This window comes from Lysinibacillus capsici, from assembly GCF_003367505.1.
Lineage (GTDB): Bacteria > Bacillota > Bacilli > Bacillales_A > Planococcaceae > Lysinibacillus > Lysinibacillus capsici.
Window position 1 is genome coordinate 182,699 of record NZ_PXXX01000008.1, and the last position, 24,872, is coordinate 207,570.

Genomic DNA, 24,872 nt, shown 5'->3' on the forward strand with positions numbered 1-24,872 from the left:
GTTTTTACCCAAAAAATGAACCACCTGGATGTGTGGTATTAAAAAAAGAAGGAATGAAGGGAGGAAAAATCGATGCCTACAATTAACCAATTGGTACGTAAGCCTCGTAAATCTAAAATCACGAAATCAAATTCACCAGCGTTAAACAAAGGATATAACTCATTTAAAAAATCTTTAACTGATGTTAAATCTCCACAAAAACGTGGTGTTTGTACTCGTGTAGGTACAATGACGCCTAAAAAACCAAACTCAGCGTTACGTAAATACGCTCGTGTACGTTTAACTAACCAAATCGAGGTTACAGCGTACATTCCTGGTGAAGGCCACAACTTACAAGAGCACAGTGTTGTTCTTATCCGTGGCGGTCGTGTAAAAGACTTACCGGGTGTTCGTTACCATATCGTTCGTGGTGCTCTTGATACTGCTGGTGTAAACGGTCGTATGCAATCACGTTCTTTATACGGTACAAAACGCCCTAAAGAAAAAAAATAATTTAAATCCCACTATATATTTACTCAATGAAAGGAGGAAAACACATGCCTCGTAAAGGTCCTGTTTCCAAACGTGACGTGTTACCAGATCCAATTTATAATTCAAAACTAGTAACTCGTTTAATCAATAAAATGATGATTGATGGTAAAAGAGGTACTTCTCAAAAGATTTTATACGGTGCGTTCGAACTAGTTAAAGAACGTTCTGGTCAAGATCCAATCGAAGTATTCGAAGCTGCTCTAAATAACGTAATGCCAGTTCTTGAAGTACGTGCTCGCCGTGTTGGTGGTTCTAACTACCAAGTACCAGTTGAAGTACGCCCAGAACGTCGTACAACTTTAGGTCTTCGTTACCTAGTTAACTATTCTCGTCTTCGTGGTGAAAAAACTATGGAAGAGCGTTTAGCTAACGAAATCCTTGATGCTTCTAACAACACTGGTGCATCAGTTAAGAAACGTGAAGATATGCACAAAATGGCAGAAGCGAACAAAGCATTCGCTCACTACCGTTGGTAATCTAAACATAGCATAAGCCCAATATGGAAGGAGAAATACCTAATGAAACGCGAATTCTCACTAGAGAATACTCGTAATATTGGGATCATGGCTCACATTGATGCTGGTAAAACAACAACAACTGAGCGTATCCTTTATTACACAGGTAAGATTCACAAAATCGGTGAAACTCATGAAGGCGCTTCTCAAATGGACTGGATGGAGCAAGAGCAAGAACGTGGTATCACAATCACTTCTGCTGCGACAACAGCTCAATGGAAAGGCAACCGCGTAAACATCATCGATACTCCTGGACACGTAGACTTCACTGTAGAAGTAGAACGTTCTTTACGTGTACTTGACGGCGCAGTAACTGTACTTGATGCTCAATCTGGTGTTGAACCTCAAACAGAAACTGTATGGCGTCAAGCTACAACTTACGGTGTACCACGTATCGTATTCATTAACAAAATGGATAAAATGGGTGCAGATTTCCTATATTCTGTAGGTACTTTACACGAGCGTTTACAAGCAAATGCTCATCCAATCCAATTACCAATTGGTGCGGAAGATGAGTTCAAAGCAATTATTGACCTAGTTGAAATGGATGTAACTTACTACGATAACGAAGAAGGTACAGCATTACGTGAAGGTCAACCAATTCCTGAAGAATTCCAAGCGCAAGCTGAAGAATACCGTGAGAAGTTAATCGAAGCAATCGCTGAAGTTAACGAAGAAATCATGGAAAAATACTTTGCTGGTGAAGAAATTACAAAAGAAGAGCTTAAAGCGGCTATCCGTAAAGCGACAATCGCTGTAGAATTCTACCCAGTAATCTGTGGTACAGCATTCAAACACAAAGGTGTTCGTAAAATGCTTGACGCAGTTATCGATTACTTACCATCACCAGTTGATGTACCAGCTATTAAAGGTACAACTCCAGATGGTGATGAAACTGAACGTCCATCATCAGACGAAGCGCCATTCTCAGCTTTAGCATTTAAAGTTATGACTGACCCATTCGTAGGTAAATTAACGTTCTTCCGTGTGTACTCTGGTGTTCTTGAATCAGGTTCATACGTACAAAACTCTTCAAAAGGTAAACGTGAACGTGTAGGTCGTATCCTACAAATGCACGCTAACAGCCGTGAAGAGATTTCAAAAGTATTTGCTGGTGATATCGCAGCTGCTGTAGGTCTTAAAGATACAACAACTGGTGACACTCTTTGTGAAGAGAAAAACCTTGTTATCCTTGAGTCTATGGAGTTCCCAGAACCAGTTATCTCTCTTTCTGTAGAACCAAAATCAAAAGCTGACCAAGATAAAATGGGTCAAGCTTTACAAAAACTACAAGAAGAAGATCCAACATTCCGTGCACATACAGACCAAGAAACTGGTCAAACAATTATCTCAGGTATGGGTGAGCTTCACCTTGATATCTTAGTTGATCGTATGCGCCGTGAATTTAAAGTAGAAGCTAACGTAGGTGCTCCAATGGTATCTTACCGTGAAACATTCCGTGGCTCTGCTCAAGTTCAAGGTAAATTCACTCGTCAATCAGGTGGTCGTGGTCAATACGGTGACGTATGGATCGAGTTCTCTCCAAATGAAGAGGGTAAAGGCTTTGAATTCGAAAATGCTATCGTTGGTGGTGTAGTACCACGTGAATATATTCCAGCTGTAGAAGCAGGTCTTCGTGACTCGCTTGACCGCGGTGTAATCGCTGGTTACCCATTAATCGACATCAAAGCGAAATTATTCGATGGTTCATACCATGATGTTGACTCAAACGAAATGGCATTTAAAATCGCTGCATCAATGGCACTTAAAGCTGCTGCATCAAAATGTAGTCCAGTTCTTTTAGAGCCTATGATGAAAGTTGAAGTTGTAATTCCTGAAGAATATCTTGGTGATATCATGGGTAACATCACTTCTCGCCGTGGTCGCGTAGAAGGTATGGAAGCTCGCGGTAACGCTCAAGTTGTTCGTGCGATGGTTCCACTTTCAGAAATGTTTGGATATGCAACAACTTTACGTTCTGCAACGCAAGGTCGTGGTGTATTCTCAATGGTATTCGATCATTATGAAGAAGTACCAAAATCAATCTCTGAAGATATCATCAAAAAAAATAAAGGTGAATAATTGAAATTTCATCTTGCATAAAGTATAACTAATTTGTAAGCTATGATTGCAGGATAGGGGATGGGCCCGTTCTCTATCAGCATTCATTCTATAAATTTTAAATCTAAAACATACAATTTTGAGGAGGCAATCTCTAATGGCTAAAGAAAAATTTGACCGTTCTAAAACGCATGCTAACATTGGTACAATCGGACACGTTGACCATGGTAAAACTACTTTAACTGCTGCAATCGCTACAGTTCTTTCTAAAAAAATGGGTGGTACAGCTAAATCTTACGCTGATATCGATAACGCTCCAGAAGAAAAAGAACGTGGTATCACAATCAATACTTCTCACGTAGAATACGAAACTGAAACTCGTCACTATGCACACGTTGACTGCCCAGGACACGCTGACTATGTTAAAAACATGATCACTGGTGCTGCTCAAATGGACGGCGGTATCTTAGTAGTATCTGCTGCTGACGGCCCAATGCCACAAACTCGTGAACACATCCTTTTATCTCGTCAAGTAGGTGTTCCATACTTAGTAGTATTCATGAACAAATGTGATATGGTTGACGACGAAGAATTATTAGAATTAGTAGAAATGGAAATCCGTGACCTACTATCTGAATATGACTTCCCAGGTGACGATATTCCTGTAATCAAAGGTTCTGCTCTTAAAGCTCTTGAAGGTGAACCAGAATGGGAAGAAAAAATCGTTGAATTAATGGACGCTGTAGATTCTTACATCCCAACTCCAGAACGTCAAACTGACAAACCATTCATGATGCCAGTAGAGGACGTATTCTCTATTACTGGTCGTGGTACAGTTGCAACTGGCCGTGTTGAACGTGGTCAAGTTAAAGTTGGTGACGTAGTTGAAATCATCGGTATCGCTGAAGAAGCTAAATCTACTACTGTAACTGGTGTAGAAATGTTCCGTAAATTATTAGACTATGCTGAAGCTGGTGACAACATCGGTGCTTTACTACGTGGTGTTGCTCGTGAAGAAATCCAACGTGGTCAAGTATTAGCTAAACCAGGTTCAATTACTCCACACACTAACTTCAAAGCTGAAGTTTACGTTTTATCAAAAGAAGAGGGTGGCCGTCATACTCCATTCTTCTCTAACTACCGTCCTCAGTTCTACTTCCGTACAACTGACGTAACAGGTATCTGTAACTTACCAGAAGGCGTTGAAATGGTAATGCCTGGTGATAACATCGAAATGACAGTTGAACTTATCGCTCCAATCGCTCTTGAAGAAGGTACTAAATTCTCTATCCGTGAGGGTGGCCGTACTGTAGGCGCTGGCGTAGTTGCTTCTATCCAAAAATAATTTTAGCTCTTGCTAATTCCAAACCAATCTGTAGGGACGCCTACAGATTGGTTTTTTGTGTTAAAATAAAGAAAAATTAGAGTTTTAATTAGTGTATGTGTACATAACCACAAGCATGTCCTCTAGCGTAAATAATTAAAGGGAAAGGGGAACTAAGTATGGACATGAAAATTTTGCTGATTGAAGATGATCCTTCTATTTTTAGCATGATTCAAGAACGTTTTGAGCAGTGGTCACTAAACGTGGTCGGACCTAAAAATTTTCAGAAGGTGATGGATGACTTTATAGAGGAGAAGCCCCATCTCGTGCTAATCGATATTCAATTGCCTGCCTATGACGGCTTTCATTGGTGTCGTGAAATTCGTCATTTATCCAAAGTGCCAATCCTTTTTCTTTCTTCCCGAGATCACCCGATGGATATGGTGATGGCTATGCAAATGGGGGCTGATGATTTTATTCAAAAGCCTTTTCATATGGAAGTTTTACTCGCAAAAGCACAGGCTATTTTACGTAGAACCTATGATTACGTTGAAGAAAAAATGGATGTTACACGTTTTAACGATGCCATAATTGATTATGCGAGAAGTGAAATTATGTATAATGGTGCCATTGCTTCTTTAACAAAAAATGAACTTTTTATTTTAAGAATATTAGTGGAGCAGGCTAATCATATCGTTTCAAGAGACGAGCTAATGAGAAAACTATGGGATGACGAACGTTTCGTAAACGATAATACTTTGTCTGTAAACGTTAATCGGTTACGTACAAAGCTAGAGGATATTGGTTTACATGAGGTAATACTAACAAAAAAGGGACTTGGTTATATGGCAGTATGCTGAGGGATGTGAGGGAAATTGTTATTATTATTTATTAGAGAACGCTTTGCTTGGATAGGATTTTTTATTTTTACTCTGATAATTCTAAATGTGCTATTTTCTTTAGATGTTGGTTTAAATGGAGTTTCCATTTGGTATGTAAACGTTAGTTTACTTGTATGTTTTATACTCTTTTTTTGGTGTCGCTATGTCATCGAAGTTGGGAAATTAAAAGATTTCCTGGGAAATATGGATAGCCACCTTGATGATGCACATAGAAATAGTTTAGCTTTATCTCCTTTCCAAGAAGTATACTTTCGAAAAATGGAGGATGCCTTTTTTGAAAAGAATTTAGAGTTAAATCAAGCCAAAGTGCAGATACAGGAACATTCTGATGAACTATTAGCTTGGGTCCATGAAGTAAAAGCACCTTTAACTGCCATTAATTTAATGTTTGAACATATTGAGGATTTACAGCTACGTCGAAAATTAGAGAATGAATGGCTAAGATTACATCTTTTGGTTGATCAACAACTGCATCAAACAAGATTATACGCTATTGAAAAAGATAATTATTTAACTGAGATTGAACTGAAGCCCATTATTTATAAAGAAATCCGAGCTATGCAAGCTTGGTGTCTTGAAAAAGGCATTGGCTTTGAAATTGGTGAACTGACAGAGATGGTTATGACAGATGGCAAGTGGCTTGCTTTTATTATTCGACAAATTCTTTCGAATGCCATCAAGTATAGCCCAGTAAATTCTGAGATAACAATCTTTACAGAACATGATTCTACAGGTGCAACATTACTACATATTAAAGATATAGGTAGGGGTATACCTTTAGACGATTTACCTCGGATTTTTCAAAAATCTTATACAGGAACAGCGGGAAGGGAATCCTCTCAATCTACAGGTATGGGTCTCTATTTAGCATCTAATGTAGCCCATAAAATTGGTATTCGTATTAATGTTCAATCTAAAGTTGGTGAAGGCTCGCTATTTACACTACGTTTCCCCTTACAAAATGAATATGCGAAACTAACAGGTAGATGACGAAAATGTCACCTACCTTTTTATATTGTCATGTAAAACGCACGAATGATTAGGTTTGACAGGGTACACTTGAACTATAGAAAGGGGCGTTATGAAGTGACAGTTTTAATAGGACGTAAAATAAAGAAAGTGTATGGAAAAAAATCAACGGCTCAGGAAGTATTAAAGGGTATTGATGTAGAAGTGAATAGAGGAGAATTTGTAGGTATTATGGGACCTTCTGGCTCTGGTAAAACAACGCTTTTAAATGTCTTATGCTCAATTGACTTTGCGACAGAAGGTGTTATTGAGATAAACGGTCATAGTTTACGTGGTATGAAAGAAAAGGCTTTAGCAAACTTCCGAAGAGAGCAGCTGGGATTTATATTTCAAGACTATAATTTATTAGATACCTTGACAGTAAAAGAAAATATTCTTCTACCGTTAGCCATCAGTAAGTTACCAAAAGCTGTTGCCGAAAGTCGAGTGAAGGAACTCACTTCTTTGTTGGGAATCACGGAAATTTTAAATAAATACCCCAACGAAATATCAGGTGGACAAAAACAGCGTACCTCAGCTGCACGTGCACTTATTACCAATCCGTCATTGGTATTTGCAGACGAGCCCACTGGTGCACTAGATTCTAAATCAGCTACAGCCCTGCTTCAAAATCTACAAAATATAAATGAAACAAAAGAAGCGACAATTATGATGGTTACACACGATGCTGTAGCCGCAAGTTTCTGTACACGTGTGTTATTTCTAAAGGATGGCCTTATCTATAGTGAACTTTATAAGGGCGATAAAACAAGGCAGGCCTTTTTCAAAGAAATCATGCATACACAAAGTGTGCTAGGCGGTGACGGGTATGAGTCTTAGTAAGTTAGTACTTCGAAGTATGAAGAAAAATATGAAGCACTACTATCTATATTTCTTTGCACTTATTTTTAGTGTTACCTTATACTTTTCGTTTGTCACCTTGCAAAATAATACGGAGGTGTGGGCTGCTGTTCAAATGAGTGGAACAGCTACGGCCGGATTTAAGGCAGCAACTTATATTCTTTATTTTATCGTTTTATTCTTCGTTCTGTATGCAAACCATTTATTTATGAAGCGTCGTAGTAAGGAAATAGGTTTGTATCAACTGATCGGCATGACTAAGGGGCTAATCGTGCGTTTATTAGCGGTTGAAAACATTCTCTTATTTGTTGGAGCCGTTATTATAGGTATGTTGGCAGGCTTCTTTAGCTCTCGTGTGTTTGCAATGATTTTGCTTCGAGTGCTTGAAAAAGAAGCTCTTGTAACCATGACTTTTAGTACACAAGCTTTAATGCAGTCGATGATTGTTTTTACTATCTTATTAATCATTGTTCTTATACAGATGGCTTGGATGATTCATCATGTGTCATTGTTATCATTATTTAGTGCAGCAAAACAAGCAGATGAGCGTGTGAGACGTTTTAGTGCGTTCCAGATGGTTATTGGCTTTTTGGGTCTTATACTGATTGTTTATGGCTACTATGCATCGACAAAGTTGTTCGATATCGAATCTGCTGGTAATTTATTTATCAATATGATAATTATTTTAGCTACTACAATTGGTGGAACATTCCTTGTTTTTCGTTTCTCTGTAGCATTTATTATGAATACTATTCGCCTAAAGAAAAAAGGGCATTTATCCATAAAGGATGTATTAGCATTAACGCCCATCATGCATCGTATGAAGAGCAATGCAAAGTCATTAACACTAATCACTGTGTTAACAGGCGTTTCTCTAGGCGTGACGACTCTTTCCTATATCGCCTACTACTCCTCGGAAGCATCTGCATATAGCCAAGTACCTGGTGATTTCATATTGCTTGAAGAGCAAGGGGAGGAATTTTTAGAGAAGTTAGAGGAAAATAATATTGCTTATGATAAAATTGACTACCGTCTTCAGGGAGTAACCGCTGCTGTAGGTCAATTGATGTCTAAAAAACAGCAGGATAACCCTTTATATACAATGGAAGGCACAATTTATACCATTCCACTTTCAGATTACCAGCAGAGTGTTCCCGAGGCTAAGCTTTCAGGGAATGAGGTTATCTTAACAAACTATGGTGGTTATATGGCTGAAATGTTCCCGTTAGAGAAAGATCATGATTTAATAGTATCTGCAGGAGAACTTGAAGAAACTTTTCATGTCGTTGATATCCACGATAAAAGCGTGATAAGTGGTATTGTAACGGCTGGGGGTGGTGGACCTATCTTTGTTGTGACAGATGATATGTTTAAAAGTTTAACTACACAGGCAGCTCTTTATCCTTGGCATCATCAAACAACAATTACTTTAAAATCTAACGAAGATATTGCAACAGCAGAAAAATTATATATTCAATCAAATGCAGGTATTATTACGGCTGTAGATGATAAAGGGCAGACAAAGCAATATACACAATCATCCTATGAAGGAAAACGTAAAGACAATATTGAATCATTGGGTCTTACCATCTTTACAACAGCATTTTTAGGGTTAGCGTTTTTAATGACCACAGGTAGTATTCTATACTTTAAACAAATGTCTGAGGCGGAGGAAGAACGTGATTCCTATACAATCCTACGAAAGATTGGTTTTGCTGAAAAAGATATCATGAAGGGTATTTATATGAAACAGGCCTTTAATTTCGGTGTTCCATTAGTTATTGGGTTATTGCATAGCTACTTTGCTGTTAAGTCAGGATGGTTTTTATTTGGGACAGAGTTAACAGCTCCCTTGTGGATTGCAATGTGCTGTTATATAGCTTTATATACGATTTTTGCTATTCTATCGGTAGGCTACTATAAAAAGGTTGTACGTCAGTCGTTGTAATATTAAATAAGAGGAAACTCGGAAACAGTGTGGTGGTTATCATTACACTGTTTTTTTAGTGCAAAAAATATAGAAGTTACAAAAAACCTTGACTTTCAATTATCAGAATAATAAAGTTTAACATGTTAGTAATTTAGTGTATGAAAGTAGAGTGTAACAATGAATGCAGTAATTGCGGCTGTTGCCGTTATGTTAATATTAAGCTTGCTTCGCATCAATGTAGTTCTCTCGTTAGTTCTAGGAGCATTTGTAGGTGGTCTAACTAGTGGGATGGGCATTGAGTCAACAGTCCAATCATTTACAGAAGGATTAGGAGCAGGAGCAACCATTGCATTAAGTTATGGCTTACTTGGTGGTTTTGCAATCGCCATTGCCAAAACAGGAATACCCGAATTAATGATAGCCGGGATGTTAAAAATATTAAAGGGTGAAAGTAATAGAAAAGGACTTGTGAAGGTATTAATTTTCTTCCTTATTTTTGTGATGTCTATTTTATCTCAAAATGTTATTCCTATTCATATTGCCTTCATTCCATTATTAATACCTCCTATTTTAAAGATTTTAAATATGCTAGAAGTCGATCGACGTATAATTGCAACGTTGATTGCAGTAGGCTTAATTGGTACTTATAGTTTTGTACCTGCTGGTTTTGGAGCAATCTTTCAAGATATCGTTGCTACACAAGTGTCAGAGGCAGGAATGGCTGTTTCTTCACGTGATGTCCCTGCAGCAATGGGTATTCCCGTATTAGGAATGCTAATCGGATTGATAATTGCCTTCGCTGTATACCGCAAACCAAGACATTATAAGCATAGTGAAGTGGAGATGGAATCTTTAAATGTAAACGTCAGCAAATTCATTATGTTTTCTACAGCTCTGGCACTAGTAATATCACTATGCGCTCAAGTGTTAACAGACTCAATGATTGTAGGCTCGTTTGCAGGTATTATGATTATGTATTTTACAGGTGCTCTTAAATGGAGAGAAGCAGATGAGATTCTTTCTGAAGGAATGAAGATGATGGCCTTTATTGGCTTTGTTATGATTGCGGCAAATGGTTTTGCGGCGGTAATCAATGCAACAGGTGATGTGGACAGCTTAATTACAAATTCACTTACTGTATTAGAAGGAAATAGAAGTCTTGCTGTCTTCATCATGTTAATCATAGGATTAGTTGTGACGATGGGGATTGGTTCGTCCTTCGCTACAGTTCCTATAATCGCGACACTATTTGTTCCGCTAGCACAAGGTTTAGATATGAGTCCTTTAGCGATATTATGCTTAATCGGTACAGCTGGTGCTCTAGGAGACGCAGGTTCTCCAGCATCCGATTCTACATTAGGGCCAACAGCAGGCCTTAATGTTGATGGCCAGCATCATCATATTTGGGATACCTGTGTTCCTACGTTTATTTTCATTAACATACCACTAATCCTATTTGGTTGGATTGCCTGTGTGTTCTTTCTATAATAAGGAGGTAGTTTCTATAATTATATAGAAACTACTTTTTTCTTTTTTGAGTTATTTGAAATGTGCGAAAATGTTGATATGACAACCTTAAGTGTTGCAATATGTATAGAAATTTTATATACTAATAAACGGCTTAATAAAGCGAAGAAATAGTAGTACTAAGAATATCTGCAACATTTAAAAGAATTTAGCGAAAAGACTTGCTTATTCTTTTTTTATTGTATATAATGTTGAATGTTGGTCTTTGACTGCGATGAAGCGAGAGGTTGCCGACACACCCGGCCGCTTTGCCATGGCGGTGTGTGGGAAAATTTTCGTGGAGAATGTCTAGAAAATAGGCGAGAAGGAGGGAAAATAATGGCAAAACAAAAGATTCGTATTCGTTTAAAAGCGTATGATCACCGTATTTTAGATCAATCTGCTGAGAAAATTGTGGAAACTGCAAAACGTTCAGGTGCAAGTGTATCAGGTCCGATTCCACTTCCAACTGAGAAGTCTGTGTACACAATTCTTCGTGCGGTTCACAAGTACAAAGATTCTCGTGAACAATTCGAAATGCGTACGCATAAACGTCTGATCGATATCGTTAACCCAACACCACAAACTGTTGACGCGTTAATGAAACTTGATTTACCATCTGGCGTTGATATCGAAATCAAACTTTAATGGTAAAAACAATATAACTTTTAAAACTTACAGGAGGTGTGACAAATGGCTAAAGGAATCTTAGGTAGAAAAATTGGTATGACACAAGTTTTCGCTGAAAACGGCGATTTAATCCCGGTAACAGTTATCGAAGCTACTCCAAACGTAGTTCTTCAAAAGAAAACTGTTGAAACAGACGGCTACGAAGCAATTCAAGTTGGTTTCGAAGACAAGCGCGTTAAGCTTTCTAACAAACCAGAACAAGGTCACGTAGCAAAAGCGAACACTGCTCCTAAGCGCTTCATTCGTGAATTCCGCAACGTGAACGTGGAAGAATACGAAGTTGGTCAAGAAGTCAAAGTAGAAATTTTCGCAGAAGGCGATGTAATCGATGTAACAGGAGTTACTAAAGGTAAAGGTTTCCAAGGTGTTATCAAACGCCACGGACAATCTCGTGGTCCTATGGCCCACGGTTCTCGTTACCACCGTCGTCCTGGTTCAATGGGTCCAGTTGCTCCGAACCGCGTATTCAAACAAAAGAAATTACCTGGTCAAATGGGTGGCAATGTAGTTACAATCCAAAACTTAGAAATCGTGAAAGTTGACACAGATCGTAACTTACTACTTGTTAAAGGTAATGTTCCTGGTTCTAAAAAAGCTCTAGTTACAGTAAAAACTGCAATTAAAGCTAAGTAATCACTTAAGGAAAGGAGGAAACAGGAATGACAAAAGTATCTGTACTTAGTCAAACAGGTGCTTCAGTTGGTGAAATCGAATTAAACGATGCGATCTTCGGAATCGAGCCAAATGAAGCAGTATTATTCGACGCAGTAGTTGCTCAACGCGCTTCTCTTCGTCAAGGTAATCACAAGGTTAAAAACCGTTCTGAAGTTGCTGGTGGTGGTCGTAAACCATGGCGTCAAAAAGGAACTGGTCGTGCTCGTCAAGGTTCTATCCGTTCTCCACAATGGCGCGGCGGTGGTATCGTATTCGGTCCTACTCCACGTAGCTATTCTTATAAATTACCTAAAAAAGTTCGTCGTTTAGCTCTTAAATCTGCTTTATCAGCTAAAGTAGTAGAACAAAACTTCTTAGTTCTTGATGCTCTAACTCTAGCAGCACCAAAAACAAAAGAATTCACAAAAATCCTTAAAGATCTTTCTTTAGAGAAAAAATCTTTATTCGTAACTGCTGACCTAGATGAAAACGTAGCATTATCTGCTCGTAACATCCCAGGTGTAACAGTTTTAACTGCAAACGGAATCAACGTTCTTGATCTATTAGGTCATGATAAAGTTGTATTCACTAAGTCTGCAGTAGAAAAAGTTGAGGAGGTGCTTGGATAATGGAAGCACGTGATATTTTAAAACGTCCGGTCATTACTGAGCGTTCTTCAGAACTTATGGCAGAGAAAAAGTATACTTTCGAAGTAGACACTCGCGCTAACAAAACTCAAGTAAAAGACGCTGTAGAAGAAATCTTTGGCGTAAAAGTTGAGAAAGTAAACGTTCTTAACTACAAAGGTAAATTCAAACGCGTAGGCCGTTACGGTGGTTACACTAACAAACGTCGTAAAGCGATCGTTAAACTAACTGCTGATAGCAAAGAAATTGAATTATTCGAAATGTAATCCTAACGGATTTATGATTTGAACACTCAAGAAGGAGGGAAAACACAATGGCGATTAAAAAGTATAAACCTACCTCTAATGGTCGTCGTAACATGACGTCATTAGACTTTGCGGAAATTACAACTAACAAGCCTGAGAAATCATTGCTTGAACCAACTAAACGCAAAGCTGGTCGTAACAACCAAGGTAAAATCACTGTTCGTCATCATGGTGGTGGTCATAAGAAGCAATACCGTGTTATCGATTTCAAACGTGTTAAAGATGGCATTCCGGCAAAAGTTGCTACTATTGAATATGATCCAAACCGTTCTGCGAATATCGCATTAATCAACTACGCTGATGGAGCAAAAGCTTACATCTTAGCACCAAAAGGTCTAGAGGTTGGTCAAACAATCGTTTCTGGTCCAGATGCTGATATTAAAGTAGGTAACACTTTACCATTAGCAAACATTCCAATGGGTACTACAATCCATAACATCGAGTTAAAACCTGGTAAAGGCGGACAATTAGTACGTTCAGCTGGTACTTCTGCGCAAGTACTTGGTCGTGAAGATAAGTACGTTATCGTTCGTTTACAATCTGGTGAAGTACGTTTAGTTTTAGCTACTTGCCGCGCTACAATCGGTCAAGTTGGTAACGAACAACACGAACTTGTACACATCGGTAAAGCAGGTCGTAGCCGTTGGTTAGGTAAACGCCCAGAAGTTCGTGGTTCTGTAATGAACCCTAACGATCACCCACACGGTGGTGGTGAAGGACGTTCTCCAATCGGACGTAAATCACCAATGACTCCTTGGGGTAAACCAGCACTTGGTTACAAAACTCGCAAGAAGAAAAACAAATCGGATAAATTTATCATCCGTAGTCGTAAAAAATAAAGTGGTTAAACTACGGTTCTATGTGAGAGCCGTGGTGGAATCACGGAGGGAGGTTCCTACATGGGTCGCAGCTTGAAAAAAGGACCTTTTGTCGATGACCACTTAATGAAAAAAGTGGAAGCGCAAGAGGCTTCTGAGAAAAAACAAGTTATCAAAACTTGGTCACGCCGTTCTACAATCTTCCCGAACTTCATCGGTTTAACGATTGCTGTATATGATGGACGTAAACATGTTCCTGTATACGTAACAGAAGATATGGTAGGCCATAAACTTGGTGAGTTCGCACCGACACGTACTTATAAAGGTCACGGTGCAGACGACAAGAAAACAAGACGCTAATTTTGAGAGGAGGTAAATCCTAATGACACAAGCTAAAGCTATCGCTCGTACAGTACGCATTGCTCCTCGCAAAGTACGTCTAGTTGTAGACTTAATCCGAGGTAAGCAAGTTGGTGAAGCAGTTGCAATTTTACGTCATACTCCAAAAGCGGCGTCTCCAGTCGTTGAGAAAGTATTAAAATCTGCAGTTGCTAACGCTGAGCACAACTACGATCTTGACATCAACTCTTTAGTAGTTTCTGAAGTATTCGTTGACGAAGGTCCAACTTTAAAACGTTTCCGTCCACGTGCACAAGGACGTGCAAGCGCAATTAACAAACGCACAAGCCACATTACTCTAGTGGTATCTGAGAAGAAGGAGGGTTAATCCGTGGGTCAAAAAGTACATCCAATAGGACTACGCGTTGGTATTATTCGTGACTGGGAGTCAAAATGGTACGCTGAAAAAGACTATGCAACTCTACTTCACGAAGACATCAAAGTGCGTAAATATATTGAAACGGCTCTTAAAGACGCTTCAGTTTCTAAAGTAGAAATCGAACGTGCTGCAAACCGTGTAAACATTACAATTCACACTGCGAAACCAGGTATGGTAATCGGTAAAGGTGGTACTGAAGTTGAAAATCTTCGTAAATACCTTAGCGATTTAACTGGTAAACGTGTACACATCAACATCATTGAAATCAAACGTGCAGATCTTGACGCTCGTCTAGTAGCTGAAAACATCGCTCGTCAATTAGAAAATCGTGTATCATTCCGTCGTGCGCAAAAGCAAGCGATCCAACGCACAATCCGCGCTGGTGCAAAAGGAATTAAAACACAAGTATCTGGTCGTTTAGGTGGCGCTGATATCGCGCGTGCTGAACACTATAGTGAAGGAACTGTTCCACTTCATACTCTACGTGCTGACATCGATTATGCACACGCAGAAGCTGATACTACTTACGGTAAATTAGGCGTTAAAGTATGGATCTACCGTGGTGAAGTTCTTCCTACGAAGAAATCTGTGGAAGGAGGCAAATAATATGTTATTGCCTAAACGCGTTAAATACCGTCGTGAACACCGCGGCAACATGCGTGGCGAAGCGAAAGGCGGTAAAGAAGTAACTTTCGGCGAATGGGGCTTACAAGCTCAAACTGCTAGCTGGATTACTAACCGTCAAATCGAATCTGCTCGTATCGCGATGACTCGTTACATGAAACGTGGCGGTAAAGTTTGGATTAAAATCTTCCCACATAAACCTTACACTAAAAAACCTCTAGAAGTCCGCATGGGTTCTGGTAAAGGTTCTCCTGAAGGTTGGGTAGCAGTAGTTAAACCAGGAAAAGTAATGTTCGAAATTGCTGGCGTATCTGAAGAAGTTGCACGTGAAGCACTTCGTTTAGCATCACACAAACTTCCTGTTAAATGTAAGATCGTAAAACGTCAAGAAACTGGTGGTGAATCTAATGAAAGCTAATGAAATCCGTGACCTTGCTACTTCTGAAATAGAATTAAAAGTGAAATCACTGAAAGAAGAGCTTTTCAACCTTCGCTTCCAATTGGCGACTGGTCAATTAGAAAACACAGCTCGTATTCGTGAAGTGCGTAAAGCAATCGCGCGTATGAAAACTGTTATTCGTGAAAGAGAAATCAGTGCAAATAACTGATAAAGGAGGTTTTCAAGTATGACTGAGCGCAATCAACGCAAAGTTTACACGGGCCGCGTTGTTTCAGATAAAATGGACAAAACTGTTACTGTTTTAGTTGAAACTTACAAAAAGCACAAGCTTTATGGTAAGCGTGTAAAATACTCTAAAAAGTTTAAAGCTCATGATGAGTTAAACACAGCGAAAATCGGTGATATCGTACGTATCATGGAAACTCGCCCGCTATCAGCTACTAAACGTTTCCGTCTAGTAGAAGTTGTAGAAAAAGCGGTTATTATTTAATAACTATTTCGGAACAACCAATTTCCGAAGGGAGGTAACCTAAGTGATCCAACAAGAAAGTCGTATGAAAGTTGCTGACAACTCAGGTGCACGTGAAGTTCTTACAATTAAAGTGCTTGGTGGCTCTGGCCGTAAAACTGCTAACATCGGTGATATCGTTGTTTGTACAGTTAAGAAAGCAACACCAGGTGGCGTTGTCAAGAAGGGTGACGTTGTTAAAGCTGTTATCGTTCGTACTAAATCAGGCGTTCGTCGTAAAGACGGCACGTACATCAAATTTGATGAAAATGCTTGTGTAATTATTCGTGATGATAAATCACCACGCGGAACTCGTATTTTCGGACCTGTTGCACGTGAACTACGTGACAGCAACTTCATGAAAATCGTTTCTCTAGCTCCAGAAGTTCTTTAATTTCATGACAGTGCCAATCAAGGAGGTGCGACAGCATGCATGTAAAAAAAGGTGACAAGGTTAAGGTAATCACTGGTAAGGATAAAGGCAAAGAAGGCGTAATCCTTGCTGCTTTCCCAAAACAAGATCGCGTTCTTGTTGAAGGTGTGAACATCGTGAAAAAACACGTTAAACCTAACCAATTGAATCCACAAGGTGGTATTGTTAGCCAAGAGGCTGCAATTCACGTTTCGAACGTAATGCTAATCGATCCTAAATCTGGCGAGCCGACTCGTGTAGGTTATAAAATCGAAAACGGTAAAAAAGTTCGTGTAGCAAAAAAATCAGGTGCAGTAATCGACTAATTAGTATAAATAGAAGGGAGGTACACACATGAGCCGCCTAAAAGAAAAATATTTAAATGAAGTTTCTCCAGCTCTTATGAGCAAATTTGGATATAAATCAGTTATGCAACTACCGAAAGTTGAGAAAATCGTTATCAACATGGGTGTTGGTGATGCAGTTCAAAACTCTAAAGCGTTAGATGCAGCTGTTGAAGAATTAACAATTATCACTGGTCAAAAACCAGTAGTAACTAAAGCTAAAAAATCGATCGCAGGTTTCCGTCTTCGTGAAGGTATGCCTATCGGTGCTAAAGTTACATTACGCGGTGAGCGTATGTATGAATTCTTGGACAAATTAATTTCTATCTCACTACCTCGTGTACGTGACTTCCGTGGTGTTTCTAAAAAAGCATTCGATGGTCGCGGTAACTACACACTAGGTGTTAAAGAACAATTAATTTTCCCAGAAATCGATTACGATAAAGTTTCAAAAGTACGCGGTATGGACATCGTGATCGTAACGACAGCGAACTCTGACGAAGAAGCTCGCGAGTTATTGACACAATTCGGTATGCCGTTCCAAAAGTAATCAAACAAGGAGGGCGAAAACGTGGCTAAAAAATCTATGATCGTTAAACAACAACGTAAGCAAAAGTTTAAAGTGCAAGAGTATACACGTTGTGAACGCTGTGGTCGTCCACATTCAGTATATCGCAAATTCAAACTTTGCCGTATTTGTTTCCGAGAACTTGCATATAAGGGACAAATTCCTGGCGTGAAAAAAGCCAGCTGGTAATCCCCTAATTTGGGAAGGAGGTAAATGTAATGACAATGACTGATCCGATTGCAGATATGCTTACTCGCATTCGTAATGCGAACATGGTTCGTCACGAGAAGTTAGAAGTACCAGCTTCCAACGTGAAAAAAGAAATCGCTGAAATTTTAAAGCGTGAAGGTTTCGTACGTGACGTAGAATACGTGGAAGACAACAAACAAGGTATCATCCGTATTTTCTTAAAATATGGAAAAGATAACGAGCGCGTTATCACTGGCTTAAAACGTATTTCTAAACCTGGTTTACGTGTATATGCTAAAACAAATGAAGTACCTAAAGTATTGAACGGTCTTGGTATCGCTTTAGTGTCAACTTCACAAGGTTTATTAACAGATAAAGAAGCTCGCGCTAAACAAGTTGGCGGCGAAGTTCTAGCATACGTTTGGTAATTAGCAATAAATGAATGGAGGTGCAACTAAATGTCTCGTGTAGGTAAAAAAATTATCGAGGTACCAGCTAACGTAACTGTTACTGTTGCAGCTGACAACACTGTTACTGTTAAAGGTCCTAAAGGCGAACTTGTTCGTTCTTTCCACCAAGATATGAAAATTGAGCAAGAGGGTAACGTAATCACTGTAGTACGTCCTTCTGATTCAAAAGAACACCGCACAAACCACGGTACTACTCGTGCGCTTCTTGCGAACATGGTTACTGGTGTTTCTGCAGGTTTCGAAAAAGCTTTAGAACTTATCGGTGTAGGTTACCGTGCGCAATTACAAGGTAATAAACTTGTACTTAACGTAGGTTACTCTCATCCAGTAGAGTTCACACCTGAAGATGGTCTACAAATTGAAGTTCCTTCAAACACTAAGATCATCGTTAAAGGTATCAGCAAAGAACGCGTTGGTGCTCTTGCATCTAACATCCGTGACGTTCGTCCACCAGAGCCTTATAAAGGTAAAGGTATTCGTTATGAAGGCGAATATGTTCGTCGTAAAGAAGGTAAAACAGGTAAATAATGCAGCTTAAGCATTAGAAAGGAGTGACCCTTGTGATTACGAAACAAGATAAAAATCAGGTTCGTAAAAAACGTCATGCTCGCGTTCGTTCTAAAATTTCGGGTACTGCTCAGCGTCCACGCTTAAACGTATTCCGTTCTAACAAGAACATTTACGCGCAACTTATCGATGACGTAGCAGGCGTAACAATTGTTAGCGCATCTTCTCAAGAAAATGGTTTCGAAGGTGCTGGTAGCAATGTTGACGCAGCAACTAAAGTCGGTGAAACAATCGCAAAACGCGCTGCGGAAAAAAATATTACTGCTGTAGTATTTGACCGTGGTGGTTACTTATATCATGGACGTGTTAAAGCTTTAGCTGAAGCTGCACGTGAGAACGGTTTAGAATTTTAATAAGAAGGAGGGACACATTTCATGAGTCGTATTGACGCAAACAAACTTGGAGAACTTGAAGAACGCGTAGTTACTATTAACCGCGTTGCTAAAGTTGTTAAAGGTGGACGTCGCTTCCGCTTCACAGCATTAGTTGTAGTTGGCGATAGAAACGGTCATGTAGGTTTCGGTACTGGTAAAGCTCAAGAGGTGCCAGATGCTATCCGCAAAGCTGTTGAAGATGCGAAGAAAAACTTAATCGAAGTGCCACGCGTAGGTGGAACAACTCCACACTTAGTGCAAGGTCGCTTTGGTGCAGGAGAAATCCTAATCAAACCTGCTGCTCCTGGTACAGGGGTTATCGCTGGTGGTCCAGTACGTGCTGTACTAGAACTTGCTGGTATTACTGATATTCTTTCAAAATCACTTGGATCTAACACACCAATTAACATGGTGCGTGCAACAATTCAAGGTTTAACTGAATTAAAACGCGTAGAGGACGTAGCTAAATTACGTGGTAAATCAGTGGAAGAACTATTAGGATAAGGGGGGAAAGATAATGGCTAACAAATTAGAAATCACCCTTACTAAATCTGTGATTGGTACTAAACCTGCACAACGCAAAACTGTTGAAGCTTTAGGTTTACGTAAATTACACCAAACTGTAGAGAAAGCTGATAACGCAGCTACTCGCGGTATGCTTGATAAAGTAGCTCACTTAGTTACTGTAAAAGAAATTTAATTTCCAATTATTGAACAAGGAGGTGCCACCCACTATGAAACTGCATGAGTTAAAACCAGCAGAAGGTTCTCGTAAGCAACGCAACCGCGTTGGTCGTGGTATCGGTTCTGGTAACGGTAAAACAGCAGGTAAAGGTCATAAAGGTCAAAACGCTCGTTCTGGTGGCGGTGTACGCCCAGGCTTTGAAGGCGGTCAGAACCCATTATTCCGTCGTTTACCAAAACGTGGCTTTACGAACATTAACCGTAAAGAATACGCGATCGTTAACCTTGATGCTTTAAACCGTTTCGAAGACGGTGCAGAGGTAACTGCTGCATTATTACTTGAAACTGGTCTAGTGAGCAATGAAAAAGCTGGAATTAAAGTTCTAGGCAACGGAACTCTTAATAAAAAGCTTACTGTCAAAGCTCATAAATTCTCAGCTTCAGCGAAAGAAGCAATCGAGAATGCCGGCGGAACTACTGAGGTGATTTAATGTTTCAGACAATCTCTAACTTTATGCGTGTTCGAGATATAAGAAATAAAATCATTTTCACACTTTTAATGTTAATCGTTTTTCGTATTGGAACTTTCATTCCAGTACCTAACGTTGACGCTAATGTATTAAAGGCAACTGATGAGTTTAACCTCGTTGGTTTCCTGAATACTTTTGGCGGTGGTGCTTTAAAGAACTTCTCCATCTTTGCAATGGGGATTATGCCTTACATCACAGCCTCAATTATTGTTCAGTTATTGCAAATGGACGTAGTACCGAAGTTTGCTGAGTGGGCAAAGCAAGGTGAAGTCGGAAGACGTAAACTTGCGCAATTTACACGCTACTTTACTATTATTCTTGCTTTTATTCAATCATTCGCGATGTCATTTGGTTTTAATAGAATGTATGGCGGGTCATTGATTAAGGAAGAAGGAGTTTTAACATATGTTATAATCTCTATTGTATTAACAGCGGGTACAGCATTCCTAGTATGGCTTGCTGATCAAATTACTGCGCATGGCGTTGGTAATGGTATTTCTGTTGTAATCTTCGCAGGTATCGTTGCGGCATTACCTACAGGTATCAACCAAATCTATGCACAACAAATCGAGGGTGCGGGTGATAAGCTATTTATCAACCTAATTATCCTTGGTCTACTTGTTTTAATCTTGCTTGCGGTTGTTATTGGAGTTATCTACGTGCAACAAGCACTACGTAAAATTCCAATTCAATATGCAAAACGAGTTACTGGGCGAAATCAACAAACTGGTGGTCAACAAACTCATTTACCGTTAAAAGTAAATGCTGCAGGGGTTATTCCTGTAATCTTTGCTTCAGCGTTTCTGATGACACCTCGTACGTTAGTTCCGTTCTTCGGTGAAAATAATGTTACTACTTTCATTAATAACACGTTTGATCATACAAAACCTGTTGGAATGATTATTTATGTGGCATTAATCATCGCATTCACATATTTCTATGCATTCGTACAAGTGAATCCAGAAAATGTGGCAGATAACTTGAAAAAGCAAGGTGCTTATATTCCAGGTATTCGTCCTGGTGAAAACACTCAAACGTATTTAACAAGCGTGTTATATCGTCTGACATTTGTCGGCGCGATTTTCTTAACTGTTATTTCAGTAATGCCGGTTATATTCATAAACTTTATGAATCTACCTGCCTCAGTGCAGATCGGTGGTACTAGTATTATTATCGTAGTCGGCGTAGCGCTCGAAACGATGAAGCAGCTAGAATCTCAACTTGTTAAACGTCACTACAAAGGCTTTATGAAATAATGTTGGTTTTTAGGGAACGTTCCATCGTTTCCTTTAATCAGCAAACCTTTTGTGGGAGGAATATTTCCTAATGAATATCGTTTTAATGGGTCTGCCAGGTGCTGGTAAAGGTACGCAGGCAGATAAAATTGTTGAGAAGTACGCAATTCCTCATATTTCTACAGGCGATATGTTCCGTGCTGCAATTAAAGAAGGTACTGAACTAGGCTTACAAGCTAAGTCGTTTATGGATCAAGGTGCACTTGTACCTGATGAAGTAACGATTGGTATTGTTCGTGAGCGACTGGCTAAACCTGATTGTGAAAAAGGATTCTTATTAGATGGTTTCCCACGTACTGTTCCTCAAGCTGAAGCCTTAGATAGCATTCTTGCTGACCTAGGTAAAGCTATTGAGCATACATTAAACATTCAAGTTGAAAAGGATGAGTTAATTGCTCGTCTTTCAGGTAGACGTATTTGTAAAACTTGTGGTACATCCTATCATTTAATTTTCAATCCTCCTGCTGAGGAAGGGAAATGTGATAAAGATGGTGGCGAGCTTTATACACGTGCAGATGATAATCCTGAAACGGTTGCGAACCGTCTGGAAGTAAATATGAAACAAGCACAACCTCTACTTGATTTCTATCAAGCTAAAGGCGTGTTAACTAATATAGATGGACAGCAAGATATTAACAAAGTGTTTGCTGATCTTGATGCTCTATTACAGAGCAGCCGCAGCTGATACCCGGCTCCGGGCGCAGAGTACTGCTTCCGCGGGAGGCATGCGGGAGCAACAACGAAACATAATTTTTTTGAGAGTTGCAAAAGCATATTGTGCCCGGTATATATTTCTTCTTAAAAGTGCAACATACCTTTTGGAGGAGTATAATGGGTTTCGTGGAAGCATCTGTGTAACGGGTATGAATATCTCATCCAAGACATTCCGGTATTCGTGTAAACATGGGAGATTCAGTGCCCTTACTGGTTCTGTATATTCCGTGGATTGTGTGAAGCGAAACCAGACGAGCGTCTTTCAAACATCTCTCATACAATCCAAACATATGTTGAAACGAGGTTGCTTCTAAAGTTGCAGCAGATATCCGTTTGATGTAACGATGAGAACTTTAATTTGCATATAGAGAGGAGACAGAGTAGATGGCGAAAGATGATGTAATTGAAGTCGAAGGGACAGTTGTTGAGACTTTGCCAAACGCGATGTTTAAGGTAGAATTAGAAAATGGACATGTGATTCTAGCACACGTATCTGGTAAGATTCGTATGCACTTTATCCGTATTCTACCTGGAGATAAGGTTACTATTGAGTTATCTCCTTATGATTTAACTCGCGGTCGTATCACATACCGTTTTAAATAATCTTTTGCGCTCCGGACTACTAAGGAGGTTAGGTTAGATGAAAGTGAGACCATCTGTGAAACCGATCTGCGAAAAATGTAAAGTAATTCGCCGACGCGGTAAAGTAATGGTAATCTGTGAAAATCCTAAACATAAACAAAAACAAGGTTAATTCTAAAGGAGGTGCACAACGTACATGGCACGTATTGCTGGTGTTGATATTCCTCGCGACAAACGCGTGGTAATTTCATTAACGTACATTTTCGGTATTGGTAAAACTACAGCTCAGAAAGTACTAGCTGATGCAGGTATTTCAGAAGATACACGCGTACGCGACTTAACTGAAGATGAGTTAAACAAAATCCGTGAACAATTAGATTCATACAAACTTGAAGGTGACTTACGTCGCGAAACTTCATTAAATATTAAACGTCTGATGGAAATCGGTTCATTCCGTGGTATCCGTCACCGTCGTGGCTTACCTGTTCGTGGTCAAAATACGAAGAACAATGCGCGTACGCGTAAAGGTCCTCGTAAAACAGTTGCGAACAAGAAAAAATAATTGGTAAAGGAGGTTCCTTCTTAACATGGCTCGTAAACAACAAACTCGTAAACGTCGTGTGAAAAAGAATATCGAATCTGGTATCGCACACATTCGTTCTACATTTAACAATACAATCGTAACGATTACAGATATGCAAGGTAACGCTGTATCTTGGTCAAGTGCTGGTGCTCTTGGTTTCCGTGGTTCACGTAAATCTACACCATTCGCTGCTCAAATGGCTGCAGAAACTGCTGCTAAAACATCCCTTGAACATGGTCTGAAAACGTTGGAAGTAACTGTTAAAGGTCCTGGTGCTGGTCGTGAAGCTGCTATTCGTGCACTTCAAGCTGCTGGTTTAGAAGTAACTGCTATTAAAGACGTTACTCCAGTTCCTCATAATGGTTGCCGTCCGCCAAAACGTCGTCGCGTGTAATGGGTGCGTCTCATATTGTATGAGAACATCATTTTTTGTACAGACTGTCTTGTGCAGATAATAAACGATACGTCATTGACGATCGAATCTATGATGGAAAGAACCTATACATTCGATGTTTTGAAGGAGGGTAAATAAAATGATCGAAATTGAAAAACCAAAGATTGAAACGGTGGAGATCAGCGAAGATTCCAAATATGGAAAGTTTGTTGTAGAACCGCTTGAACGCGGATATGGAAACACTTTGGGTAATTCTTTACGTCGTATCCTTCTGTCTTCATTACCAGGAGCTGCTGTCACTTCAATTCAAATTGATGGTGTTCTTCACGAATTCTCAACTGTAGAAGGCGTAGTAGAAGATGTAGCTTCAATCATTTTGAACGTGAAAAAACTAGCTCTTAAAATCTACTCTGACGAAGAAAAAGTTATTGAGATTGATGTTAAAGGCGATGGTACAGTTACGGCTGCTGACATTACACATGACAGTGACGTAGAAATTTTAAACCCAGATCTATATATTGCAACAATCGCTAAAAACGGTCATTTACGTATGCGTATGTATGCACAACGCGGCCGTGGTTACACTCCTGCTGATCAAAACAAACGTGAGGATCTTCCTATCGGCGTGATCCCGATCGACTCTATTTACACTCCAGTATCACGCGTCAATTTCCAAGTGGAAAATACTCGTGTTGGTCAGTCTTCTGACTACGACAAACTTTCTCTTGATGTGTGGACAGATGGCAGCATCGGTCCGAAAGAGGCGATTTCGCTCGGAGCAAAAATTTTAACCGAGCATCTTAACATCTTCGTTGGCATGACAGATGAGGCACAAACTGCTGAAATCATGGTCGAAAAAGAAGAAGATCAAAAAGAAAAAGTTTTAGAGATGACTATCGAAGAGCTTGATCTTTCTGTTCGTTCTTATAACTGTTTAAAACGCGCTGGTATTAATACAGTACTAGAACTTGCGAATAAATCAGAAGACGACATGATGAAAGTTCGTAACCTTGGACGCAAGTCATTAGAAGAAGTAAAAGCGAAGTTAGAAGAGCTTGGTTTAGGATTACGCAAAGAAGACTAAGCGATTTAAACACAACTAAC

General features: G+C 39.5%; 37 protein-coding genes and 1 pseudogene. All 38 read left to right on the plus strand.

Annotated features, from left to right (window positions below; translation table 11 throughout):
• The first annotated feature begins 72 nt into the window (after positions 1-72).
• The 38 genes and pseudogenes from rpsL (at position 73) to C7B89_RS05320 (ending at position 24,852) form a co-directional block, all read left to right on the plus strand.
• The gene (gene rpsL / locus C7B89_RS05135) at positions 73-492 is read left to right on the plus strand and encodes a 30S ribosomal protein S12 (protein WP_004233609.1); all 420 of its coding nucleotides are present in this window, start codon (positions 73-75) and stop codon (positions 490-492) included.
• Between the two features lie 44 nt (positions 493-536).
• Positions 537-1,007 (plus strand): 30S ribosomal protein S7, encoded by a 471-nt coding sequence (gene rpsG / locus C7B89_RS05140; RefSeq protein WP_004233610.1) that lies wholly within the window; start codon positions 537-539, stop codon positions 1,005-1,007.
• 42 nt (positions 1,008-1,049) lie between these two features.
• Positions 1,050-3,128: an elongation factor G gene (fusA, locus tag C7B89_RS05145; RefSeq protein WP_048395562.1), complete on the plus strand. Its 2,079-nt coding sequence runs from the start codon at positions 1,050-1,052 to the stop codon at positions 3,126-3,128.
• A 136-nt stretch (positions 3,129-3,264) separates the two neighbouring features.
• Positions 3,265-4,452 carry an elongation factor Tu gene (gene tuf / locus C7B89_RS05150; protein ID WP_004233614.1) on the plus strand — a complete coding sequence of 396 codons (1,188 nt, stop codon included), beginning with the start codon at positions 3,265-3,267 and terminating at the stop codon, positions 4,450-4,452.
• A gap of 158 nt (positions 4,453-4,610) precedes the next feature.
• Positions 4,611-5,291, plus strand: a complete 681-nt coding sequence (locus C7B89_RS05155) for a response regulator transcription factor (protein ID WP_115673252.1) — start codon at positions 4,611-4,613, stop codon at positions 5,289-5,291.
• Positions 5,292-5,306: 15 nt separating this feature from the next.
• Positions 5,307-6,323, plus strand: coding sequence for a sensor histidine kinase (locus C7B89_RS05160; RefSeq protein WP_115673253.1), 1,017 nt, complete (start codon positions 5,307-5,309; stop codon positions 6,321-6,323).
• 96 nt (positions 6,324-6,419) lie between these two features.
• Positions 6,420-7,181: an ABC transporter ATP-binding protein gene (locus C7B89_RS05165; protein WP_048395566.1), complete on the plus strand. Its 762-nt coding sequence runs from the start codon at positions 6,420-6,422 to the stop codon at positions 7,179-7,181.
• Positions 7,171-9,150: an FtsX-like permease family protein gene (locus C7B89_RS05170; RefSeq protein WP_115673254.1), complete on the plus strand. Its 1,980-nt coding sequence runs from the start codon at positions 7,171-7,173 to the stop codon at positions 9,148-9,150. The genes C7B89_RS05165 and C7B89_RS05170 overlap by 11 nt, the downstream gene beginning before the upstream one ends.
• Before the next feature lie 159 nt (positions 9,151-9,309).
• On the plus strand, positions 9,310-10,620 hold the full coding sequence (locus tag C7B89_RS05175) for a Na+/H+ antiporter family protein (RefSeq protein ID WP_115673255.1): 1,311 nt from the start codon (positions 9,310-9,312) through the stop codon (positions 10,618-10,620).
• Positions 10,621-10,977: 357 nt separating this feature from the next.
• Positions 10,978-11,286: a 30S ribosomal protein S10 gene (gene rpsJ / locus C7B89_RS05180; RefSeq protein ID WP_004233624.1), complete on the plus strand. Its 309-nt coding sequence runs from the start codon at positions 10,978-10,980 to the stop codon at positions 11,284-11,286.
• 45 nt (positions 11,287-11,331) lie between these two features.
• The gene (gene rplC / locus C7B89_RS05185; RefSeq protein WP_004233625.1) at positions 11,332-11,961 is read left to right on the plus strand and encodes a 50S ribosomal protein L3; all 630 of its coding nucleotides are present in this window, start codon (positions 11,332-11,334) and stop codon (positions 11,959-11,961) included.
• Between the two features lie 26 nt (positions 11,962-11,987).
• Positions 11,988-12,611: a 50S ribosomal protein L4 gene (rplD, locus tag C7B89_RS05190; protein WP_004233626.1), complete on the plus strand. Its 624-nt coding sequence runs from the start codon at positions 11,988-11,990 to the stop codon at positions 12,609-12,611.
• A complete protein-coding gene (gene rplW, locus C7B89_RS05195) occupies positions 12,611-12,895 on the plus strand; it encodes a 50S ribosomal protein L23 (protein ID WP_004233628.1) in 285 nt (94 codons plus the stop codon). Before rplD ends, rplW begins: the two co-directional genes overlap by 1 nt.
• A gap of 47 nt (positions 12,896-12,942) precedes the next feature.
• The gene (gene rplB, locus C7B89_RS05200; protein ID WP_009373990.1) at positions 12,943-13,773 is read left to right on the plus strand and encodes a 50S ribosomal protein L2; all 831 of its coding nucleotides are present in this window, start codon (positions 12,943-12,945) and stop codon (positions 13,771-13,773) included.
• Between the two features lie 60 nt (positions 13,774-13,833).
• Complete coding sequence (rpsS, locus tag C7B89_RS05205; protein ID WP_004233637.1) at positions 13,834-14,112, plus strand: 30S ribosomal protein S19; 279 nt, start codon at positions 13,834-13,836, stop codon at positions 14,110-14,112.
• A 22-nt stretch (positions 14,113-14,134) separates the two neighbouring features.
• Positions 14,135-14,479: a 50S ribosomal protein L22 gene (rplV, locus tag C7B89_RS05210; protein WP_004233639.1), complete on the plus strand. Its 345-nt coding sequence runs from the start codon at positions 14,135-14,137 to the stop codon at positions 14,477-14,479.
• Positions 14,480-14,482: 3 nt separating this feature from the next.
• Positions 14,483-15,136: a 30S ribosomal protein S3 gene (rpsC, locus tag C7B89_RS05215; RefSeq protein WP_004233642.1), complete on the plus strand. Its 654-nt coding sequence runs from the start codon at positions 14,483-14,485 to the stop codon at positions 15,134-15,136.
• Position 15,137: 1 nt separating this feature from the next.
• Positions 15,138-15,572 carry a 50S ribosomal protein L16 gene (gene rplP, locus C7B89_RS05220; protein WP_004233644.1) on the plus strand — a complete coding sequence of 145 codons (435 nt, stop codon included), beginning with the start codon at positions 15,138-15,140 and terminating at the stop codon, positions 15,570-15,572.
• On the plus strand, positions 15,562-15,762 hold the full coding sequence (rpmC, locus tag C7B89_RS05225; RefSeq protein WP_004233646.1) for a 50S ribosomal protein L29: 201 nt from the start codon (positions 15,562-15,564) through the stop codon (positions 15,760-15,762). Before rplP ends, rpmC begins: the two co-directional genes overlap by 11 nt.
• 18 nt (positions 15,763-15,780) lie before the next feature.
• Positions 15,781-16,044: a 30S ribosomal protein S17 gene (gene rpsQ, locus C7B89_RS05230; protein WP_004233648.1), complete on the plus strand. Its 264-nt coding sequence runs from the start codon at positions 15,781-15,783 to the stop codon at positions 16,042-16,044.
• Positions 16,045-16,087: 43 nt separating this feature from the next.
• Entirely contained in the window at positions 16,088-16,456 is a 369-nt protein-coding gene (rplN, locus tag C7B89_RS05235; RefSeq protein ID WP_004233650.1) for a 50S ribosomal protein L14, read from the plus strand.
• A gap of 35 nt (positions 16,457-16,491) precedes the next feature.
• On the plus strand, positions 16,492-16,800 hold the full coding sequence (rplX, locus tag C7B89_RS05240; RefSeq protein WP_004233652.1) for a 50S ribosomal protein L24: 309 nt from the start codon (positions 16,492-16,494) through the stop codon (positions 16,798-16,800).
• A gap of 28 nt (positions 16,801-16,828) precedes the next feature.
• On the plus strand, positions 16,829-17,368 hold the full coding sequence (gene rplE, locus C7B89_RS05245) for a 50S ribosomal protein L5 (RefSeq protein WP_004233654.1): 540 nt from the start codon (positions 16,829-16,831) through the stop codon (positions 17,366-17,368).
• Between the two features lie 21 nt (positions 17,369-17,389).
• Positions 17,390-17,575: a type Z 30S ribosomal protein S14 gene (locus tag C7B89_RS05250; protein ID WP_004233656.1), complete on the plus strand. Its 186-nt coding sequence runs from the start codon at positions 17,390-17,392 to the stop codon at positions 17,573-17,575.
• A 29-nt stretch (positions 17,576-17,604) separates the two neighbouring features.
• Positions 17,605-18,003 (plus strand): 30S ribosomal protein S8, encoded by a 399-nt coding sequence (rpsH, locus tag C7B89_RS05255; RefSeq protein WP_008181717.1) that lies wholly within the window; start codon positions 17,605-17,607, stop codon positions 18,001-18,003.
• 30 nt (positions 18,004-18,033) lie between these two features.
• Complete coding sequence (rplF, locus tag C7B89_RS05260; protein WP_048395570.1) at positions 18,034-18,573, plus strand: 50S ribosomal protein L6; 540 nt, start codon at positions 18,034-18,036, stop codon at positions 18,571-18,573.
• A 32-nt stretch (positions 18,574-18,605) separates the two neighbouring features.
• Complete coding sequence (gene rplR, locus C7B89_RS05265) at positions 18,606-18,965, plus strand: 50S ribosomal protein L18 (RefSeq protein ID WP_004233662.1); 360 nt, start codon at positions 18,606-18,608, stop codon at positions 18,963-18,965.
• Positions 18,966-18,986: 21 nt separating this feature from the next.
• A complete protein-coding gene (rpsE, locus tag C7B89_RS05270; RefSeq protein WP_004233664.1) occupies positions 18,987-19,490 on the plus strand; it encodes a 30S ribosomal protein S5 in 504 nt (167 codons plus the stop codon).
• A gap of 13 nt (positions 19,491-19,503) precedes the next feature.
• Positions 19,504-19,686, plus strand: coding sequence for a 50S ribosomal protein L30 (gene rpmD, locus C7B89_RS05275; RefSeq protein WP_004233668.1), 183 nt, complete (start codon positions 19,504-19,506; stop codon positions 19,684-19,686).
• A 34-nt stretch (positions 19,687-19,720) separates the two neighbouring features.
• Positions 19,721-20,161: a 50S ribosomal protein L15 gene (rplO, locus tag C7B89_RS05280; protein ID WP_004233670.1), complete on the plus strand. Its 441-nt coding sequence runs from the start codon at positions 19,721-19,723 to the stop codon at positions 20,159-20,161.
• Positions 20,161-21,456: a preprotein translocase subunit SecY gene (secY, locus tag C7B89_RS05285; protein ID WP_004233672.1), complete on the plus strand. Its 1,296-nt coding sequence runs from the start codon at positions 20,161-20,163 to the stop codon at positions 21,454-21,456. The genes rplO and secY overlap by 1 nt, the downstream gene beginning before the upstream one ends.
• Positions 21,457-21,526: 70 nt before the next feature.
• Complete coding sequence (locus tag C7B89_RS05290) at positions 21,527-22,180, plus strand: adenylate kinase (protein WP_004233689.1); 654 nt, start codon at positions 21,527-21,529, stop codon at positions 22,178-22,180.
• Between the two features lie 249 nt (positions 22,181-22,429).
• Positions 22,430-22,507: pseudogene (locus C7B89_RS05295) on the plus strand (type I methionyl aminopeptidase); the annotation flags it as partial.
• 86 nt (positions 22,508-22,593) lie between these two features.
• The gene (infA, locus tag C7B89_RS05300) at positions 22,594-22,812 is read left to right on the plus strand and encodes a translation initiation factor IF-1 (RefSeq protein ID WP_004233690.1); all 219 of its coding nucleotides are present in this window, start codon (positions 22,594-22,596) and stop codon (positions 22,810-22,812) included.
• 37 nt (positions 22,813-22,849) lie between these two features.
• Entirely contained in the window at positions 22,850-22,963 is a 114-nt protein-coding gene (gene rpmJ, locus C7B89_RS05305; protein WP_000868344.1) for a 50S ribosomal protein L36, read from the plus strand.
• Between the two features lie 24 nt (positions 22,964-22,987).
• Positions 22,988-23,353, plus strand: a complete 366-nt coding sequence (gene rpsM, locus C7B89_RS05310; RefSeq protein WP_004233729.1) for a 30S ribosomal protein S13 — start codon at positions 22,988-22,990, stop codon at positions 23,351-23,353.
• 25 nt (positions 23,354-23,378) lie between these two features.
• Positions 23,379-23,768: a 30S ribosomal protein S11 gene (rpsK, locus tag C7B89_RS05315; RefSeq protein ID WP_004233731.1), complete on the plus strand. Its 390-nt coding sequence runs from the start codon at positions 23,379-23,381 to the stop codon at positions 23,766-23,768.
• A 139-nt stretch (positions 23,769-23,907) separates the two neighbouring features.
• A complete protein-coding gene (locus tag C7B89_RS05320) occupies positions 23,908-24,852 on the plus strand; it encodes a DNA-directed RNA polymerase subunit alpha (protein ID WP_004233733.1) in 945 nt (314 codons plus the stop codon).
• Positions 24,853-24,872: the final 20 nt, after the last annotated feature.